This window comes from Acetobacterium sp. UBA5834, from assembly GCF_002435675.1.
In the GTDB taxonomy this organism is placed as follows: domain Bacteria; phylum Bacillota; class Clostridia; order Eubacteriales; family Eubacteriaceae; genus Acetobacterium; species Acetobacterium wieringae.
The window spans coordinates 38,782-57,993 of sequence record NZ_DJGY01000063.1; the positions used below are offsets into that span (position 1 = coordinate 38,782).

Consider the following 19,212-nt stretch of genomic DNA (forward strand, 5'->3'; position numbering starts at 1 on the left):
CTTTTTGATATACCCCGAATTAATGACATAACACACGAATCAATAAAATTCTGTTTTTGATCGGTGGTTGATTATCGATCGTTTTTCAGTTTTTCCACCATATCCAGTCGTTCCCAGGGCAGATCCAGATCTGGGCGACCAAAATGACCATAGGCGGCGGTTTGTTTATAGATTGGCGCTCGCAAACCTAGGTTTTTAATAATTGCTGCCGGTCTTAAATCAAAATGTTTTTGAATCAAGGCAATAATTCGGTCGTCTTCAATTTTTCCGGTACCAAAGGTATCAACATATATTGACACCGGTTTTGCCACCCCAATGGCATAAGCCAATTCCACTTCACATTTGTCGGCCAGACCAGCAGCGACAATATTTTTAGCCACGTGTCGGGCGGCATAGGCTCCAGAGCGATCCACCTTTGTGGGATCTTTCCCGGAAAACGCCCCGCCACCATGGCGACCATAACCACCATAGGTATCGACAATGATCTTCCGACCGGTTAATCCACAGTCTCCCTGAGGTCCGCCGATAACAAAACGGCCCGTGGGATTAATGAAATATTTGGTTTCGGCATCCAATAATTGAGGATCAATGACTGCTTTGATAACTTTTTCAATCATATCTTTTTCAATGGTTTCAGACGAAACATCAGCACTGTGCTGGGTCGAAATAACCACCGTATCAATTCGGGTCGGAACACCATCATTGTATTCCACCGTTACCTGAGTTTTCCCATCTGGGCGAAGGTAATCCACAAGATTCTCTTTGCGGATATCGGTGAGTCGTTTAGCCAGCTGATGCGCCAAAGAGATTGGCAACGGCATCAGTTCCGGAGTTTCATTGCAGGCAAAACCAAACATCATCCCCTGATCTCCGGCGCCAGTAGCCAGATCGACCTCACTGGCTTCACCTTTTCGGGATTCCAATCCCTCGTCAACGCCCATGGCAATATCAGCAGATTGTTCATCAATGGCTGTGATAACTGAACAGGTATCGCAGTCAAAACCATATTTTGCACGGTCGTAGCCGATTTCCCGGACGGTATTTCTGACCAGTTTAGGAATATCCACATAGCAAGAAGTGGTGATCTCACCGGCAACCAGAACCAAGCCAGTTGTCACCAACGTTTCACACGCCACCCGAGCCATCGGATCCTGCTCAAAAATTGCATCCAGAACAGCATCAGAAATCTGATCACAAATCTTATCGGGATGGCCCTCTGTTACCGACTCTGAGGTAAATAATTTTTTCATTTTGTTCTCCTTTTTATTTCGTAATGTCCATTTACCTGATACTTAAATCACGAAAAAAAGCCTCGTCTGATGACGAGGCTAATGTTCACATTAAATCCCATCATTGCGAAAATATCGCAGGTATTGGCACCATGCACATGCTGGTTGCCGGGTTTCATCGGGCCTGTCCCTCCACCTCTCTGGATAGGTAAATATTCAATTACTTTTTCTAAATCATACACATCATTATTTTCTTTGTCAAGCATTTTATTGTTGACTAAAGTTTTTGGCAAGCATGTTCGCAGCTTAATTTGATGAGTAACTCAAACTACCGCTACAAGACTTCACAGCCACAATCAGTAATCACTACATCATCCTCAATCCGAATCCCAAGACCCAGTTTTTCCAGATAAAGCCCCGGTTCCACCGTCATGACCATGCCTGGTGCCAGGATCAGATCCCCGTCTGGTCGGACATCGTGGGTGTCCAAACCCAGTGAATGACCGATTCCGTGATAATAAAACTCCGTAATATCATTGTTTTCGGGAACAAAACCGGCACGGCAGCATTTTTCCTGGAACAACTCTTTGGTCTGATTCTGCAGTTCTTTTAGCACAGCTCCCGGTCGATAGGCTGTGATCATTTCCTGTTGAACCGCATCGACAATCTTATAGAGTTTTTCCTGGTCCGCTGTCATTTCCCCATTCACTGCAAAGGTACGGCTGATGTCACCACAGTAGCCCTCGACCCGAGCCCCCAGATCCAAAAGCACCAGCTCACCAGCTTTTAAGGCACAGCGATTGGACACATAATGCAAAACGGTGGCATTCTTTCCCGATGCGACAATGCTTTCAAAGGCCACGCCTTCGGAGCCCTGCTTTTTGACAAAATACTCAAAAAAAGCCGCCAGTTCATATTCGAAGACACCAGGCTTCATCAGTTTCTTTATTTCCGATATTCCTGCTTTTGTTACCTGATTAGCCTTCGTAATGGCCATAATTTCTTCTGTTGTTTTAATCACCCGCAACCCTGCCATTATCGGATGGAGATCTTTTAATTCAGCTTGTTTGATGATGCTTTTTAAATCAGCATCTTCTGTTTTGAAACTTTGATGTTTCGGGGTCTTAAAATCAAAATAAAGCGTCTTCACCATTGCCAACCGACCGACCATTTTGGTTAAATCTTTAAAATAATAAACCTTCTCAATCCCGGAAGTGACCACGGCCTGATCTTTACTGATCTTTTTACCAACCCATTTTTCTTTCAGCGGATCTGCTTCTTCAACAAAAAGAAACTGATCAACTTCTCCTTGACCATTTTTGACCAGCAACAATAGAAGTTCCGGTTCCCGGATGCCAGTTAGGTAATAAAAATTGTTATTGGCAAAAAAAGGATAGTTTGCATCCTCCGTCATTTGAATTTCCCGGCCGGAGAATACGATGGCCAAGCTTTCATTTTCTAATTGATCGCCTAGTTTTTTTCGATTATTAAGATAAAATTGTTGAGAAAGTGCCATTTTTATACTCCATTATTAAAACAACGCAACATTAAACTTTGTTTATGCTTTCTAATTAAAGCTGCTCTTAACCGGTCCACCCGGATTATTTATATTTTTCTTCCAACCTGCTCATCCAGAATCCGAGCATCATCCCAAGAATAAACAAGATGACACTCACGATACCTGTTACCATCGTAAAATTAGCATAGTTTGCCACCGGTGGAATAATGATCAAAATGGTGGAGGCTATAACGATACCGATGATAAAGTGATACATCCGTGAATGAAATTGTTTTAGCAGCCATTCAATGAATTTAGACAATAGCAGAATCACCAACACCCCTCCAATAGCAATTGGAAGAAATGTTCCTAGCATATCAAAGTTTTTGAAACCATTCAACATCGGATCATACAAACCCAAAACCAGCAATAAATTTGATGGACTGAGTCCGGGAACCAGTATCCCCAGGGCTATCAGAGCCCCAGCCAGAGTGAAACCGAAAAAATTAGCGGGAACAGTGCCCAGTAGATTGTCCATGAAATACAAAATCAAAAAACCAACAATTAAAGTACCAAACATCCAGATCAAATCGATGGAATCACGTTTTTTCTGTTTGGTTGATTCTTTTAATAAGGCTGGCAAGGTCCCAATGATCGCCCCAGCAAATCCCCATAGCACCATGACCTGATAATGATCCAGTAACCACTCCAGTGGTTTTGATAACAATACGATTCCCATAATCCCGCCAATTCCGACGGGTAGAAAAAATAAAAAATTTCGTTTGAAATCATGGGTTAGATGGGCCATAAAACTAAGTATCCGTTCATAAATACCTAAAATCGCTGCCAGAACACCTCCCGATACTCCAGGAAGAATAAACCCTAAGGCAATAATCACACCTTTAAAAAAGCGTGATAAAAAACTCTCTGTTCTCTCTTTAATCATTATTTCTCCTTGTAAAAGATAATTTATTTCGAACTTTTCAGAAACTCGATGATCCCCAGAAAAAACGGTCTTTAAATAAACAACCCTACCACATTTTCTGCAATTGAGTATTCTGACAAGCTATGGTCGACTTGGAAAGCGTTTAATATTTTCATAGATCGACAAAAATCAATGATAGACTGCGACATCAAAGAAATCTCCTTTTATTCTCATCGATTAAATGATAAAATGACATAGATACCATTAAGTTTTTATTGTACCGTTTATGGAGTCTTTTGACAAGCTCCGTTTCTCGGCCAATTTAAATTTGGTATTAGACGCAAACAGGAGAACCTGATGAAAAGAATACTTGGCCCGCTTCGCCGGGGGGTTGAAAAATATGAAATGATTAAACCCGGAGACCGTATTGCCGTCGGTCTGTCCGGTGGTAAAGACAGTACGGCCCTGCTGGTTGCCCTGAAACGCTTCCAGTACTTTTCCCCAGTTCCATTTGAACTGGAGAGCATTACCCTGGATATGGGCTTTGGCGGCATGGATCTGAGCCCCTTAGTCGATTTGTGCGCCAGACTTGATATTCCCTATACCATCAAAAAAACTGCCATTGGCCCGATCGTTTTTGAAGAACGACAGGAAAAAAATCCCTGCTCACTCTGTGCCCGGATGAAGCGGGGTGCCCTCCACGATCTGGCGATTGAGCGGGGCTGTCGTACCATTGCCCTTGGTCACCATGCCGACGACGCAATTGAGACTTTTTTTCTCAGTCTGTTTTATGAAGGACGAATTAACACCTTCTCGCCAGTAACCTATCTGGATCGAAAAGACATCACCCTGATCCGACCCTTAATTTTTGTTAAGGAACGGGATATTATCGGCGATCCGGAAATCAAAACCCTACCGGTCATCCCAAGCACCTGTCCTGCCGACGGCCATACGAAACGGGAAGATATCAAGTTGATGATTAAAAATCTCCGCAAAACCATTCCGGATCTGGATGACCGGGTGTTAGGCGCCATCCAAAATAAGGAACAGTTGAACTTGTGGTTTTAAACTCTAATTAATAATATTTTATTATAGTAACAGAAGAAAGTAGGTATAAAAATGAATGAAAAAATTCTCGTTGTCGATGATGAAGCATCGATTGTTGATTTAATAAAATTGGAACTGGAATTTGAAGGTTATCAGGTGGAAACTGCCAGCGACGGTGTGGAAGCTGTCGAAAAAGCACTGGCGATTCACCCGGATCTGATTGTACTGGATATCATGCTGCCCAAGAAAAACGGTTATGATGTCTGTCGGGAACTCTCCCCCCAGCTCGGTGTTCCGATTATCCTTTTAACCGCAAAAACCGATATAATTGATAAGGTTTTGGGACTGGAACTGGGCGCAGATGATTATCTGACCAAACCTTTTGACAACCGGGAGCTGTTAGCCCGGATCAAAGCCCATTTACGTCGTTCAAACATTACAATTGAGCCCCAGAAACAGGAATCGCTTCTAAAAAATGGTGATTTGAGCATTTATGCCGATGAGCGGATGGTCATGCTGGACGGCAAAGAAATTCATCTCACACCCAAAGAGTTTGAGTTACTTTTTTTGCTGGCCTCCAATCTGGAACAGGTTTTCCCCCGGGATACCCTACTGGAAAAAATATGGGGATATGATTATTATGGCGATACCCGAACTGTTGATATGCACGTTCAGCGCATCCGCCGTAAAATTGACACCCAGGGCAATAAATACATCCAAACTGTTTTTGGAATTGGATATAAAATGAGGAAACTTTAATGCAACTAAGCTATCGGGTTCGAATGATCTTATACAACATTCTGCTTTTTGCTTTTGCATTTTTAATTGTTGTATTTTGCGTTTTTCAGGGAACCTCCTATTACTATATCAATCAAACGAAAGATGACTTACAAAAAACAGCCCAGGACTCCACCTTGTTTATCAGCCAGGAATTAAAAAACATCCAAAGCTCCGACCCTCTAAAAAACCGGTTTATCGGCAATAGTCTGTATCTCTCTAAAAGCATTTCTGAAAAAGAAAACCATCGGGTTCTGCTGTTTGACACAGAGGGCAATCGCATTGCGGACTCCGTCGATGAGACGACCATCAATAATATCCTTAACACCGAACTTGAGCTGTCGTTGGCTGAGAATGCCCCGGTATTTACCCTCAAATCGATTAATGATGCCAGTATGGCTTATTTCACTGCCCCAATTACCATTGACAATACCGTTATTGGATACATTGGTTTTGTTTATTCGATGCATGAAATGGACGCTTTTCTGCATGTTGCCGGAATCCTTTTTGTGATCGGCGGATTGATTGGTCTGATGGTTCTAATTTTTGTCACCATGTCATTCTCTAAACACTTTTTTCAGCCAATCAAAGATCTGACGAAAATCTCCAAAGAGATCAATCATGGCAATTATAATTTGACGATTTATTATAAGCACACCGATGAAATCGGCGATCTGACCCAGGCCTTTAATGACATGGTTACCAATATCAACAATGTCATCCTGCAGCTGGAATCGGAGCGAAAACGGCTTGCCGGAGTTCTGGCATCGATTGATGACGGGCTCTTGGCCATCGATAAGAATGGCAACATTATCACCTCAAACAGCTATATTAAGACTTATTTTAATGTCAGCAATCCCAAAACAATTTATGACTTCCAATATCAATCATTTTTGCGGGATATTTTTGACAGTCTTAAAAACGGCAAGGATCATATTTCTGAAGAAATTGACTGCAACAACCGGAATCTTTTGCTGATTGGCAGCCCCATCCGGGAAAAAGGTTTTGAAGAAAACTATATGATTATTATCCGTAACATGACCGCTGCCCGGCACATCCAGGAAGAACAGCGAAAGTTCATCAGCAGTGTTTCCCATGAATTGCGCACCCCACTAACGACGATTATTGGCTATACGGATATGCTTACCCGTCGACAAGTGGCAGATCCGGAGATTATCAACCGCTCGCTAAACACCATCAACCGTGAAGGGCATCGATTGTTGCGCTTGGTTGATAATTTATTAAATGTGAATAAGTTTGACAAGGCTGAGTTTGATTTTAAGAAAACGAATCTAAACATCGTTTTGCTGCTCTCCGACGTCGTCGAACAAATGCAGATTAAAGCCAGCCAGTCCGACGTTGAAATTAACTATGTGTCTGACGAACTTCCAGAAATTTTGGGAGATTATGACCGGCTTCAGCAGGTCTTTATCAATATTATTCATAACGCCATCAAGTACTCAAACCGTGGTGATATCATTGATGTTGTATCTGCCATCGAAGATAATCACATCGTGGTGTCCATCCGGGATTATGGTCCGGGGATTTCAGAAATCGAACAAAAGCGCATTTTTAATGCTTTTTATCGGGTTGAAGAAGATCGCTCTCGAGGTACTGATGAAGGCGGTTCCGGATTGGGCCTCTATATTGTCAAGCAGATTGTCGAAAAACACGAGGGGAAAATCGACATCGTCAGTCAGGTTGGCGAAGGTACCAATATTATTGTCACCCTTCCCATTCTATCGGTTTTAATTTATGGAGGTGATCAAGATGAAAAAAACGCAAAATAAACTATGCTTTTTTGCTCTCATCCTCTTAATTCTGATCACCAGCAGCGGCTGCCAGAACCTCTTTATTCCCACTAACGTTCCGGTTGTTTTGCGCAATGATCCGGTCTCCAGTAAGCCATCCCCCCAGCAAATCAGCATTCAATCCTATACGATGGCGTCTCCCGGAGTGGTTCAGGACATCACCAATAGTGGCAACAATCTGGTTCTTTTCACCTTTGGTACGACCTATAACATCAACACCTATAACACCGAAACCATGCAGTTGTCGGCTTTTGTCAATTCTGATAAAAAAGCCTTGAGTGCCCTTTATGATACCTTTGATACTGGTATCTATTATGCCGAAAAGCTGATTGATCCGATTACTGGCAATGTTGGCAGCCAGATTATCTGGTCAGATGTCAATCAAAATACTACCCGGGTTATTTCCCTTCCCGAAGAAAACGTCATTCAACACTTCGGCATTGGCGATTCCGGCCAGGTAGTCTATGCCAACAACAACAACCAAATTGTCCTGGCCGATAGCGAGGGAAATCGTCAGGTTTACAGTGTCCTTAATAACTATACTATTTTGGCTGTTGACTTCATCAGTCAGGAGAAAGGTTTTATCTTTATTGCCACCGATCCTCAAAACGAAGAGCGAACCAATTTATATTACGCCAAAATGAAAGATGGGTCGAACGAACTGGCTTCAACGATGATTGCCGAGAATGTGAGCAGTTTTGATATAAACGATTTAACCAATCAGGTTGTCTTTATTAAAAACAGCGGCGATACTCAAAGTATTCGCACCTGGAACACCAGTGCCAGTACCACAAACAGCCTCGCTACTGGTAGTTACAAGTCAGCCCGGTTTACACCGAATGGGGAACGGATTGTCTTTACCCAAACAACGCCAAATTCCGATTCTCAGCTAAAATCAATCTGGATTATGGATGCCAATGGCAAAAATCCGCTCCAACTTACAGCCCCACTGAATATCAATTCTGAGATTATCTGTCATCCATACAAGTCGGTGCTTTTTTTCTCAGTCGAAAAAAGCTCTGACAGTATCAGTTCTGCTGATGAACATACCCTATCCCAAACCTATCAGCTCACTTACAAAATTGACTGAAGCGAATTTGTTCCACAAAAAAGCGACCGTATTGAAAAACAACGGTCGCTTTTTTGAATATTTATGGCTAATTACATCATTTGAACCCGCCCCTGATAGACAACCCCACGTTTGGGGTCAACTGAGATCAGCTTACCATGTTCCAGAATCTCCAGCGCTTTAACAACATTTACAATAACCGGAATATCATAATGAAGTCCAGCAATTGCACCTTCCGAACTGAGTCCACCTTCTTCCGTAATTATTGCAGAAGCCAGTGGCAAGACCTGGCTGACCTCCGGTGTCAGGGTTTTTACCACTAAAATATCGCCTTCCCGGAAATCATCCAGGTTAGCCGCAGTAATAAGCTTGGCATGGCCAGTCACAGGTTTTTTGCCAATACCCACCCCATTGATAATCGCATTTCCAACGGTATGAACTTTGATCATATTGGTATTTCCCTGAACGCCCAGCGGGACACCGGCGGCGACTACTGCCAGATCACCAAATTTGACATAACCCTGTTCGACAGCTTTTTTGACCACGTCCATAATCATTGTATCCGTGTCGCCAAACTCTGGCGTATAAATACAATTGACTCCCCAAACCAGGGCTAACCGACGGACGGTTGTTACCTTATCGGTTACCGCCAGAATGCCGCAATCCGGGCGGTATTTAGAAATCATCCGGGCGGTGTGTCCTGACGATGTTGCCGCAATAATGGTTTGAGCATCCAACTGTTCAGCAATCTGGCAGGCCCCTTCGCTAACGGCATTGGTAATGGTCAGCTCGCCATGATCAGGTTTTTTCCGACGGGCATACTCCTCTGAATCTTCGCTTTTTACGACAATATTATACATCGTCTTGACAGACTCAACCGGATAGGAGCCAGCTGCGGTTTCACCAGATAACATCACAGCATCGGTTCCATCAAATACCGCATTGGCTACGTCGCCAACTTCAGCCCGGGTTGGTCTGGGGTTACGCATCATTGAATCCAGCATCTGCGTGGCCGTAATAACCGGTTTGCCCAGTAAATTACATTTTCTGATAATCGTTTTTTGAACCAAAGGAACATCTTCCGCAGGAATTTCTACCCCTAAATCCCCTCTGGCGACCATGATCCCATCTGAAACATTTAGTATCCGGTCAATGTTCTCAACACCTTCCTGATTTTCAATTTTAGAAATAATGTCAATACGGTCGCCGCCATTACGTTCCAGAACTTTTCTAATTTCCAGTACATCATGAGGCTTTCTGACAAAGGATGCCGCCACGTAATCAACCTTCTGCTGGATGCCAAAAATAATATCACTGCGGTCTTTTTCAGTCAGTGCCGGCAATTCAATGCTCATCCCTGGCAGGTTAATACTCTTTTTACTGCCCAGGGTTCCACCGTTTAAGACGCTGCAAACCATCTCCGTGTCAAAAACATCGTCGACTTCCAGCTGAATTAAACCATCGTCAATCAGAATTCGACATCCTGGTGATACTTCATTGGGAAGATTTTCATGGGAAATGCTGAATCGCTTTGCATCGCCCGAAATTATTTCAGTCGTTAACGTTACCTTTTCTCCAGCCACCAATTCCACTTTTCCAGCACTTAGTTCTCCGGTTCGGATTTCCGGGCCTTTGGTATCCAACATAATCGCCACCGGGATTCCCAGCTCTTTTCGCACTTCTTTAATCCGCGAAATTCTGGCAGCATGTTCTTCATGGCTACCATGAGAAAAATTCAACCGTGCCACGTTCATTCCATTGAGAATAAGTGCTCGTAGTATTTCCTTTGTATCTGCTGCTGGTCCTAACGTGCAGACAATCTTAGTTTTTTTCATTTTCTACCTCTTTTCATATTTAATCTGTATTATAAAATAACGGATGAGGCCGTTAAGTCTCTACCAACATCGTTATTGGTTTTTGTTGCGATCTTTGATTTACCTATTTTAAACTAATTTCAACGGAGATGAGCCGGTCACCATATACAGTGGTGCCGATTTTTCCTGATTCATTTTAAATGGATAATACCGAGGCCATATCGTAAATATCCTGACGGAAGATTTTTGGCATTTGCAGTGCTTCCTCAATGGGAATGCCCAGATACGACCCACAGCGCTGCGCCATCACCGTTCCAGTTTCTTTTTTGACAATACTTAACACCGCATTATATCCCATAAAGCTGGCCAGATTCCGATCCATATTGGAGGGTGAGCCACCTCTCTGGATATAACCCAAATTGGTGCCCTTGGTTGTGACCTGGGTTTTCTCTTCGATCTTGACGCAATAATCCCGGTAATTACCGCACCCCTCTGCAAGCATCACAATACTATGAAGTTTGCCCCGGTCTTTACCCTGGAGCAGACGCAGGCAGATAGCATCCAGATCGGTTTCAACCTCCGGCAAGATCAAGGCTTCTGCCCCTCCTGATAATCCAGCAAACAGGGCGATATCGCCACATTTTCGCCCCATTACCTGAACCACATTAATACGATTGTGAGAATAAGTAGTGTCTCTAATCTTACTGATGGCATCGAGAGCGGTTGTTACAGCGGTATCAAAACCAATGGTATAATCGGTAAAGCCCAGATCATTATCAATGGTACCGGGAATTCCCACCACACTCGCCCCCAGTTTCTGAAGCGCCAAAGCACCATTCATACTGCCATCACCACCGATAACAATCAGGTGCTCAATCCCATACTCCTCGAGCACGTTGGCGCTTTGCCGCACCCCGGCATCCGTTGCAAAAAACTCACTTCGGGATGTTCGTAATACAGTTCCACCCCGCTGCAGAATATCAGCCACCGAGTAAACACTAAGGGGTGTAATGTCCCCTTCGAGTAATCCTGAATAGCCCCGATTAATTCCGTACACTTCTATTTTATTATAAATTGCTGTCCGCACAATGGCTCGAATACAGGCATTCATTCCGGGTGCATCGCCTCCACTGGTTAAAACTCCAATTCTCATTTTACTTTACCTCCACATTTTTTATTCCTAAAATTTGGCCTAATTCTGTGATCAGTTTTTCTTCAGGAGTAACCCATAAATCTTTATTGGCTCCAAAATGTTTATTTTCGTTTTTCAGATATAACACCACCGGCACCGGCCCCGGATACCTAATTAGAATCGATTTAACTGAATTTATCAAGGTCTTTTCTGTTAAATCCCCTAAACTCAAAATCAGTTTTTGTCGGTTCTGCACGCCGCCATTAGTGGTATAGGTAGCGGTTTTTTCTTTTACTTCAAGGTTCTCTCTGTTTTTAGGAGGCTCGCCGATGGGATAGATTTGCGCCGCAATCACCGAGGTTCGAGCTTCCTCATTGTAATTGATCCGGCCCTTGATCACGACCGGCTGATCAGGTTTTAAATAGCGACGATATTCATCATAGGTTTTGGGAAAAACCACTACCTCGATCCGTCCATACAAGTCTTCCAGGGTTATAAACGCCATCATCTGACCTTTTTTTGTCATCATGGTTTTTAATTCCACAATTAACCCGCCAATACTGACCTGTTGTCCATCCCTGATCCCAGCATCTTTTAAATCCTGATAACTGTCAACCAGATTGGAAAACAAGCTGACTGTTTTTTTGAGGACATCCTCATATTTCTCCAGTGGATGGCCGGTAACGTAGAGACCTAAAACCTCCTTTTCCATTGCCAGCCGTTCCTCTTTGGAAAACGGCTGTTTTTGCGGGAAGTGGTCTTCTTTCAAGTTCGTCAGTTCTTTTGAACCGCCCAGTCCAGCCAAATCCAACAGAGACATCTGCCCGGAGATCCGGTCTTTCTTTTCCCGCTGTACCTGATCAACAATCAGTTCAGCCGTAGCCAGCATCTGTGCCCGGCTACTGCCGATCGCATCAAATGCGCCACCTTTGATCAGGCTTTCGATGCTCCGCTTATTAAGGGATTTGAGATCCACCCGTTCACAAAAATCCCGGAGATTCTGAAAATCCCCTTTCGCTTTTCGAGCTTCAATGATAGCGGCGATGGCGTTTTTCCCCAGACCTTTAACCGCTCCCAATCCAAAACAGATGGAATTGCTGGAAACACTGAATTTCTCATAGCTGGCATTAATACTGGGTGGTAATACATGAATACCCATTTTTCGGCAATCTTCAATATATTTTGCCACTTTTTTCTCATCATCCATAATGCTGGACATTAACGCCGCCATAAACTCGGTGGGATAATAACACTTCAGCCAGGCCGTCTGGTAGGCAATCACTGCATAGGCCGCCGCATGGGATTTATTAAAGGCGTATTTGGCAAAATCTTTCATCTCTTCAAATATTTTTTTAGCAGCCGTTTCGGAAACGCCACGTCGAATGGCACCATCAATGACAACTTTTCCTGTTTCATCCACCTCACCATGGATAAATACCTGACCCTCAGCCTCCATCACACTGCTCTTTTTCTTGGACATGGCCCGCCTGACCAGATCACTTCGTCCCATTGAAAAGCCAGCCACGTCCCGAAAAATCTGCATGACCTGTTCCTGATAAACCATGCACCCATAGGTTACGTTTAAGATTTTTTCAAGGATGGGATGGTCATAGGTTATCTGCGATGGATTTTTTTTATTCTCAATGTAGCGGGGAATCTGATCCATGGGGCCAGGTCGATACAGTGAAATCCCGGCGATAATATCTTCAAAGCTACCGGGCTGAAGATCCTTGATAAACTGCTGCATGCCCCGGCTCTCCAGCTGAAAAACACCCAGGGTATCCCCTTTTGAGAGCATTTCATAGACCTTGGCATCATCCATTTCCAGACTGTCCAGATCCAACCGTTTGCCACTGCTATGTTCAATATTTTTAAGGGCATCCCTGATCACCGTCAAGGTGCGCAAACCCAGGAAATCCATTTTCAACAGGCCCAGGTCTTCTAAAAGACCCATCGGAAACTGGGTTGTGATCACATCATTGTTGCGAAACAGCGGAATGTACTCCACCAGTGGCAAATCAGAGATGACCACTCCGGCTGCATGGGTGGAGGCATGTCGGGATAAGCCTTCTATGGATTGAGCCGTTTTTACCAGTTTGGCAATATCCGCATCGCCCTCTTCCATCTTTTTAAGTTCAGGATTTTCCATCAACGCTTCTGCAATGGTAATATTCACCCCAGGATGAATGGGTATTTCTTTAGCCACCCGATCGACCAGATTATAGGGCATATCCAATGCTCGACCAACATCCCGAAGGGCCCCCCGGGCCGCCATGGTTCCAAAGGTTATAATCTGAGCGACCCGATCTTCACCGTACTTGTTGACTACATAATCAATGACTTCCTGGCGTCGTTCATAACAAAAATCCACATCAATATCTGGCATCGTTACCCGCTCCGGGTTTAAAAAACGTTCAAACAGCAATTGGTATTTAATCGGATCAATGGTTGTTATCCCCAAGCTGTAGGCAACCAGACTGCCAGCGGCACTTCCCCGTCCCGGTCCAACCATGATCTGATTGTCTTTAGCATACTTGATAAAATCCCAAACGATTAAAAAATAATCATCAAAGCCCATATTATGAATAGTTTTCAATTCAAAATCCAGACGATCCAGTAACTCGTCAGTCAGCTCTGCGTATTTCTTTGACAATCCTGTCATGCAAAGTTCTTTTAAATAGTTCTCTGCAGTTTTCCCGGGAGGTAATTCAAACTGGGGTAGATGGGTTTTTTCTAAATCAAAACTGACTTGACAACGTCTGGCAATCCGATTGGAATTTTCGATGGCTTCTGGTATGTCCGAAAAGAGTTTGCTCATTTCTTCCGGACTCTTTAAAAAGAACTCGTTGTTGGGAAAACGCATTCTTTTTTCTTCGGAAACGGTCGCAGCAGTTTGAATACATAAAAGAATGTCATGGTTTTCACTGTCTTCTTTACGAACATAATGGACATCATTGGTTGCCACCAGAGGAATGCTCAACTTTTTCGACAATTGGATCAACCGTTCATTAATCAACGCTTCTTCTCGAAGCCGATGATCCTGAACTTCCAGAAAGAAATGATCCTTACCAAAAATATTCTGATATACAAGACAGCGCTCTTCAGCGCCGGCCAAATCATTGTTTAAAATCATTTGAGGGATTTCACCGGCAATACAGGCTGACAGGCAAATAATCCCCTCGCTGTGATCCCGCAAACAATCGTGATCTACTCGGGGCTTATAATAAAACCCATCAATGAATCCTTTTGAGACAATCTTCATGAGATTTTTATACCCCAGATTGTTCTCTGCTAACAAGATAAGATGGGCTCGTTCCTTGTCATAGGCCGGATCTTTTTTTTCAAGACCTCTGGGCGCTACGTATACTTCACACCCGATTACCGGGTGGATTTTTTCAGCAAGGCAGGCTTTGTAAAAATCAATGGCTCCAAAAAGCACCCCGTGATCGGTTAGTGCTATACTGTCCATCCCGCTTTGTGCTACCGCTTTAACCAGCTCATCGATTCGGCCGAAGCCGTCGAGTAAACTATACTCACTATGTACATGAAGATGTGTAAATTGTTTTTCCATCTTTTTTTCCACTCTACTGTTAAAATTTAGTTTCATAATTTTTTAACTATTTCCGATTTCTTTAATTTTTATTATAGCATAGATTCTTAAAAATGAATAGACATTTTGTCCCGGTCGGATGATATTGATCCCGGTTCGCTTTATCTTATATCTTTCCTACATTATATACTATTTTTAAGTGATTATTAAATTTCATTTGAAATGATTAGCGTTAATCATCGTTTTATTTGTTATTTTTTTAACGTTGTTTTTTTACCGGTAATCCTTTACATTATTTCTGAGTTATGTTATTATGTGTTCGTAAATAATTTTACGATTGTTTGCGAAATGATTTAATAATTTCATATATTGGCAGGAGTTATGGAGGGCCGTACTTTCGTTTTTACATTAAGAGAATATGTAAATCTGTTAGTATGTGCTTTTTTTGTTTGCTTCTGTTCCTTTCCTTATGGTTTCATTATGTTTCTCAAACATAATTAAATAAATAATTAAATAAATAGGGGGTTATACTTATGAAAAAGTATATCTTATCACTGGATGCAGGAACCACGAGTTCAAGAGCGATTTTATTTAACCATGACAGCGAAATCGTTAGTGTTGCACAAAAAGAATTTACTCAAATCTATCCAAAAGCCGGTTGGGTTGAACATGACGCCATGGAAATTTGGGCTACCCAAAGTGGTGTTGTTACTGAAGCAATGTCAAAAATTGGCGCAACCGCTGAAGAGATTGCTGCTATCGGTATCACAAACCAACGTGAAACAACTGTCGTTTGGGACAGAAAAACTGGCGAACCTATTTATAATGCCATTGTTTGGCAATGCCGTCGTACTGCATCTTTCTGTGATGAATTAAAAGCCCGTGGTCTGGAAGACTACGTTCGTGAAAACACCGGTCTTGTAATCGATGCATACTTCTCCGGAACAAAAATCAACTGGATTTTAAATAACGTTCCTGGTGCTCGTGAAAGAGCAGAAAAAGGCGAACTGGCTTTCGGTACTATTGATACCTGGTTAATCTGGAAATTAACTGATGGTAAGGTACATGTAACTGATTATTCAAATGCTTCCCGTACCATGGCATTTAATATTAAAACCCTCAAATGGGATGAAAAAATGTTAAAAGAACTGGATATCCCTGCTTCTATGTTACCAGAAGTTCGTCCATCCTCAGCTGTTTATGGCACGACTACACTTTATGGCACAGAAATTCCAATCGCCGGAGCTGCTGGCGACCAACAGGCTGCTCTCTTCGGACAAGCTTGCTTCGAACCTGGTATGGCTAAAAATACATATGGAACCGGTTGCTTCATGCTGATGAACACTGGTGACAAACCGGTTAAATCTAACAGCGGCTTGGTTACTACCATTGCCTGGGGCCTGGATGGCGAAGTTGACTACGCCTTAGAAGGTTCAATCTTCGTTGCCGGTGCAGCAATCCAATGGTTAAGAGATGAAGTTCGACTGGTAGACTCTTCTCCAGACAGCGAATTCTATTGTAATAAAGTTGCTGATACCAATGGCGTTTACATGGTTCCAGCTTTTGTTGGTCTGGGCGCTCCACATTGGGATATGTATGCTCGTGGCGCGATCTTAGGATTAACCCGTGGTGCCAACAAATCTCATTTAATCCGAGCAACTGTTGAATCTTTAGCTTACCAGACAAAAGATGTTCTGGATGCAATGGAAAAAGACTCTAACATTAAATTGGCAGCATTAAAAGTAGATGGCGGCGCTTGCGCTAACGATTTCTTAATGCAATTCCAGGCTGATATCTTAGGCGTTCCTGTTGATCGTCCTTCGATCGTAGAAACAACCGCTATGGGTGCTGCTTACCTGGCTGGTCTGGCTGTTAAATTCTGGGATGGTAAAGCTGATGTAACCAACGCCTGGAAACTTGACCGTTCATTCAAACCTGCGATGGATGCCGATGTTCGTGCAAAATTATATGCTGGCTGGTTAAAAGCTGTAGAATGCTCTAAAGGCTGGGAAGACGCAGAATAATCTGTTGTCCCTAAAGAAACATTTGTAACATCAATTGTTGGGGTGTTTTTGACACCCCAACAATTCAGATTTTTCTCTTTCCTATTTTTGTGATTGTGTTATAATGAATTTACAAATACAATCCGACCGGGAGGAGTTTTATGTCGACGAGAAAATGTCTTCTCATGTTTCAGAACAACCCCATCATTGTCGCCGTTCGTAATCCTAAAGATATTTACGATGCCATCCATTCAAAATCACAAATCATCTTTCTGCTGACTGGCAACGTATATAATTTGAAAAAGATGGTTGAACTTTGTATCAAAGCCGATAAATATGTGTTTACCCATCTGGATCTGATTAAAGGTTATTCACAGGATAATTATTTTATTAAATATCTAAAAGATGAGATCAAGCCAACAGGGATTATTACCACTAAAAACAATATTATCACTCGGGCCAAACAGGAAGGTCTGATGACGGTTCAGCGTCTATTTCTATTGGATTCTTCAGCCATGGATATTTCAATCAATTCGGCCAAGAAAATTAAGCCCGATGCCATCGAAATTCTGCCTGGCCTGGTTCCAAAGCTGATCACAGCCGTTAAGAAAGAGGTCGATATTCCAATAGTTACCGGGGGATTCATCGAGACAGAGGAAGAAGTTCGTTCTTGTCTAGCTGCTGGTGCATTATCTGCCAGCACATCTCACAAGCCATTGTGGGATAAAATAGAGCTTATTCGGGAAGAGCAACGATTGCTACACAAGGAATAAGTAAAAATAAAATACAAGGCAACGGAGAGCCATACTGTTTTCTTAAATGAATCCTTATTTAAGAAAATTGTATGGCTTTTAATTTTTTATAGTTCTTAGGAGGAATATATTATGTATGATATCGCCATTATTGGAGCTGGTATTGCCGGTTCCTACATTGCTCGGGAATTAACCCGATACAAACTGGACATCGTTTTACTGGACGGAGAAAATGATGTTGGAAATCAGATTACCATGGCCAATTCTGCCATTGTCCATGCAGGCTTTGATGCACCTGCTTCAAAATTAAAGGGAAAATTCAATGCTCCCGGAAACATCATGTATGAAAAAGTCTGCGAAGATCTGGATGTTCCCTTTAAACGTTGCGGCTCCCTGGTTGTTGCCCACAATGAATATGAGATGGCAACCATTCAGGAACTGTATCAGAATGGTCTGAAGAATGGTGTTCCCGGACTCCAGATTTTATTCAAAGATGAAGTCCATGCCATGGAACCCAATCTGAATGAAGATATTTGCGGTGCCTTATATGCACCCACCGCAGGCATTGTCTCACCGTTTGAACTGTGTATTCACGCTGCTGAAAACGCTGTCGACAATGGTGTGACCCTGAAAATGAACCATATGGTCAGTGATATTAAAAACCACCACGGCTATTTCGAAATCATTACCAATGCCGGTAATGTGGAAGCTAAATACGTCATCAATGCAGCCGGATTATTTGCTGACAATATTTACGCAATGGTTGGTGAACCCTATTTTAAACTGCTGGCCCGAAAAGGACATTACTTTATTTTTGATAAAGAAGCCGGTTCTCTGGTTAACAGTGTGATCTTCCCATGTCCATCTAAAAAAGGCAAAGGGATTCTGGTTGCTCCAACTGTTCATGGAAATCTTTTGATTGGCCCGGATGCCGAACCAGTTTCTTATAAGGGTGACATTGCCACCACCGGTGAACGCCTTGATTATATCAAAGAAAATGCTCTGAAAAATTGTCCAGATCTGCCTTTTAATAAGATTATCCGCTCCTATGCCGGTCTGCGAAACACCCCGGTAAGAGACACCTATACCACAACAGATGGTGACTTCATCATTGAAGAATCACCAGTACGTGGCTTTATCAATGTGGCTGGCTATGAATCACCAGGGCTCACTTCCATTCCGGCTGTAGCTCACCATGTTGTTGAAAATATTGTCAAACCAATGATTCCCCATCTTGAAGAGAATCCTGACTATAACCCTAAAGTCCGCAAACATCTGCGTTTTGATGAAATGACCGAAGATGAAAAAGTCGAAATTATCAAAGAAGATCCGAAATATGGTAAGGTCATCTGTCGCTGCGAAACCATTACCGAAGGTGAAATCATTGATGTTATTCACCGTAGCGCTGGTGCTAGAAGTGTTAAAGCGGTAAAAAAACGGACCCGCGCCGGAATGGGCCGCTGTCAGGGCGGTTTCTGTTCACCCCGGGTTGTTGAAATTCTGGCCAGAGAGCTTAATGTTCCATTGGATGATGTAATGTATGATCAACAGGATTCTGCCTATATCCTTTCCGGTCACACAAAATCTGTTAAGGAGGAAGCATAA

The 19,212-nt window shown here is 42.8% G+C and carries 13 protein-coding genes and 1 riboswitch; of the genes, 7 read left to right on the forward strand and 6 right to left on the reverse strand.

Translation table 11 applies throughout. The features are described 5' to 3' along the window. Positions 1 to 71: 71 nt before the first annotated feature. From metK to B3F51_RS13145, 3 genes are all read right to left on the reverse strand, one after another. On the reverse strand, positions 72 to 1,250 hold the full coding sequence (metK, locus tag B3F51_RS13135; RefSeq protein ID WP_228882777.1) for a methionine adenosyltransferase: 1,179 nt from the start codon (positions 1,248 to 1,250) through the stop codon (positions 72 to 74). A gap of 94 nt (positions 1,251 to 1,344) precedes the next feature. After that, positions 1,345 to 1,440, reverse strand: a riboswitch (SAM riboswitch). Between the two features lie 123 nt (positions 1,441 to 1,563). Further along, positions 1,564 to 2,745 (reverse strand): aminopeptidase P N-terminal domain-containing protein, encoded by a 1,182-nt coding sequence (locus tag B3F51_RS13140; protein WP_286947527.1) that lies wholly within the window; start codon positions 2,743 to 2,745, stop codon positions 1,564 to 1,566. An 85-nt stretch (positions 2,746 to 2,830) separates the two neighbouring features. Then, a complete protein-coding gene (locus B3F51_RS13145; protein ID WP_286947528.1) occupies positions 2,831 to 3,673 on the reverse strand; it encodes a DUF368 domain-containing protein in 843 nt (280 codons plus the stop codon). A gap of 336 nt (positions 3,674 to 4,009) precedes the next feature. Between B3F51_RS13145 and B3F51_RS13150 the strand changes: the two genes are divergently transcribed. From B3F51_RS13150 to B3F51_RS13165, 4 genes are read left to right on the forward strand one after another with little or no spacing between them, the layout of a single operon-like run. Beyond that, on the forward strand, positions 4,010 to 4,720 hold the full coding sequence (locus B3F51_RS13150) for a tRNA 2-thiocytidine biosynthesis TtcA family protein (RefSeq protein ID WP_286947529.1): 711 nt from the start codon (positions 4,010 to 4,012) through the stop codon (positions 4,718 to 4,720). Between the two features lie 51 nt (positions 4,721 to 4,771). Beyond that, positions 4,772 to 5,458 (forward strand): response regulator transcription factor, encoded by a 687-nt coding sequence (locus tag B3F51_RS13155; RefSeq protein ID WP_070370080.1) that lies wholly within the window; start codon positions 4,772 to 4,774, stop codon positions 5,456 to 5,458. Further along, positions 5,458 to 7,266: a HAMP domain-containing sensor histidine kinase gene (locus tag B3F51_RS13160; protein ID WP_286947530.1), complete on the forward strand. Its 1,809-nt coding sequence runs from the start codon at positions 5,458 to 5,460 to the stop codon at positions 7,264 to 7,266. The genes B3F51_RS13155 and B3F51_RS13160 overlap by 1 nt, the downstream gene beginning before the upstream one ends. Continuing rightward, positions 7,247 to 8,377: a hypothetical protein gene (locus B3F51_RS13165; RefSeq protein ID WP_286947532.1), complete on the forward strand. Its 1,131-nt coding sequence runs from the start codon at positions 7,247 to 7,249 to the stop codon at positions 8,375 to 8,377. Before B3F51_RS13160 ends, B3F51_RS13165 begins: the two co-directional genes overlap by 20 nt. A 71-nt stretch (positions 8,378 to 8,448) precedes the next feature. Here B3F51_RS13165 and pyk read toward each other — a convergent pair whose 3' ends face one another. The 3 genes from pyk to B3F51_RS13180 all read right to left on the reverse strand — a co-directional run bounded on the left by pyk (position 8,449) and on the right by B3F51_RS13180 (position 14,873). Further along, on the reverse strand, positions 8,449 to 10,191 hold the full coding sequence (pyk, locus tag B3F51_RS13170) for a pyruvate kinase (protein WP_286947534.1): 1,743 nt from the start codon (positions 10,189 to 10,191) through the stop codon (positions 8,449 to 8,451). Positions 10,192 to 10,366: 175 nt separating this feature from the next. Beyond that, the gene (locus B3F51_RS13175; protein ID WP_070370084.1) at positions 10,367 to 11,323 is read right to left on the reverse strand and encodes an ATP-dependent 6-phosphofructokinase; all 957 of its coding nucleotides are present in this window, start codon (positions 11,321 to 11,323) and stop codon (positions 10,367 to 10,369) included. Position 11,324: 1 nt separating this feature from the next. After that, a complete protein-coding gene (locus B3F51_RS13180) occupies positions 11,325 to 14,873 on the reverse strand; it encodes a DNA polymerase III subunit alpha (protein WP_286947536.1) in 3,549 nt (1,182 codons plus the stop codon). Positions 14,874 to 15,385: 512 nt separating this feature from the next. Here B3F51_RS13180 and glpK point away from each other — a divergent pair. The 3 genes from glpK (at position 15,386) to B3F51_RS13195 (ending at position 19,212) form a co-directional block, all read left to right on the forward strand. Then, positions 15,386 to 16,876, forward strand: coding sequence for a glycerol kinase GlpK (gene glpK, locus B3F51_RS13185; RefSeq protein WP_286947537.1), 1,491 nt, complete (start codon positions 15,386 to 15,388; stop codon positions 16,874 to 16,876). 140 nt (positions 16,877 to 17,016) lie between these two features. Further along, positions 17,017 to 17,628 (forward strand): glycerol-3-phosphate responsive antiterminator, encoded by a 612-nt coding sequence (locus B3F51_RS13190; protein WP_148638760.1) that lies wholly within the window; start codon positions 17,017 to 17,019, stop codon positions 17,626 to 17,628. A 111-nt stretch (positions 17,629 to 17,739) separates the two neighbouring features. Continuing rightward, positions 17,740 to 19,212, forward strand: a complete 1,473-nt coding sequence (locus B3F51_RS13195; protein WP_070370088.1) for an NAD(P)/FAD-dependent oxidoreductase — start codon at positions 17,740 to 17,742, stop codon at positions 19,210 to 19,212.

Excerpts from the sequence above, each read along its gene's own strand:
- B3F51_RS13140 (WP_286947527.1), bottom strand. The coding sequence starts at position 2,745 with ATGGCACTTTCTCAACAATTTTATCTTAATAATCGAAAAAAACTAGGC.
- B3F51_RS13150 (WP_286947529.1), top strand. The coding sequence starts at position 4,010 with ATGAAAAGAATACTTGGCCCGCTTCGCCGGGGGGTTGAAAAATATGAA.
- B3F51_RS13175 (WP_070370084.1), bottom strand. The coding sequence starts at position 11,323 with ATGAGAATTGGAGTTTTAACCAGTGGAGGCGATGCACCCGGAATGAAT.
- B3F51_RS13155 (WP_070370080.1), top strand. The coding sequence starts at position 4,772 with ATGAATGAAAAAATTCTCGTTGTCGATGATGAAGCATCGATTGTTGAT.
- B3F51_RS13160 (WP_286947530.1), top strand. The coding sequence starts at position 5,458 with ATGCAACTAAGCTATCGGGTTCGAATGATCTTATACAACATTCTGCTT.
- B3F51_RS13145 (WP_286947528.1), bottom strand. The coding sequence starts at position 3,673 with ATGATTAAAGAGAGAACAGAGAGTTTTTTATCACGCTTTTTTAAAGGT.
- metK (WP_228882777.1), bottom strand. The coding sequence starts at position 1,250 with ATGAAAAAATTATTTACCTCAGAGTCGGTAACAGAGGGCCATCCCGAT.
- B3F51_RS13180 (WP_286947536.1), bottom strand. The coding sequence starts at position 14,873 with ATGGAAAAACAATTTACACATCTTCATGTACATAGTGAGTATAGTTTA.
- B3F51_RS13165 (WP_286947532.1), top strand. The coding sequence starts at position 7,247 with ATGAAAAAAACGCAAAATAAACTATGCTTTTTTGCTCTCATCCTCTTA.
- pyk (WP_286947534.1), bottom strand. The coding sequence starts at position 10,191 with ATGAAAAAAACTAAGATTGTCTGCACGTTAGGACCAGCAGCAGATACA.
- glpK (WP_286947537.1), top strand. The coding sequence starts at position 15,386 with ATGAAAAAGTATATCTTATCACTGGATGCAGGAACCACGAGTTCAAGA.
- B3F51_RS13195 (WP_070370088.1), top strand. The coding sequence starts at position 17,740 with ATGTATGATATCGCCATTATTGGAGCTGGTATTGCCGGTTCCTACATT.
- B3F51_RS13190 (WP_148638760.1), top strand. The coding sequence starts at position 17,017 with ATGTCGACGAGAAAATGTCTTCTCATGTTTCAGAACAACCCCATCATT.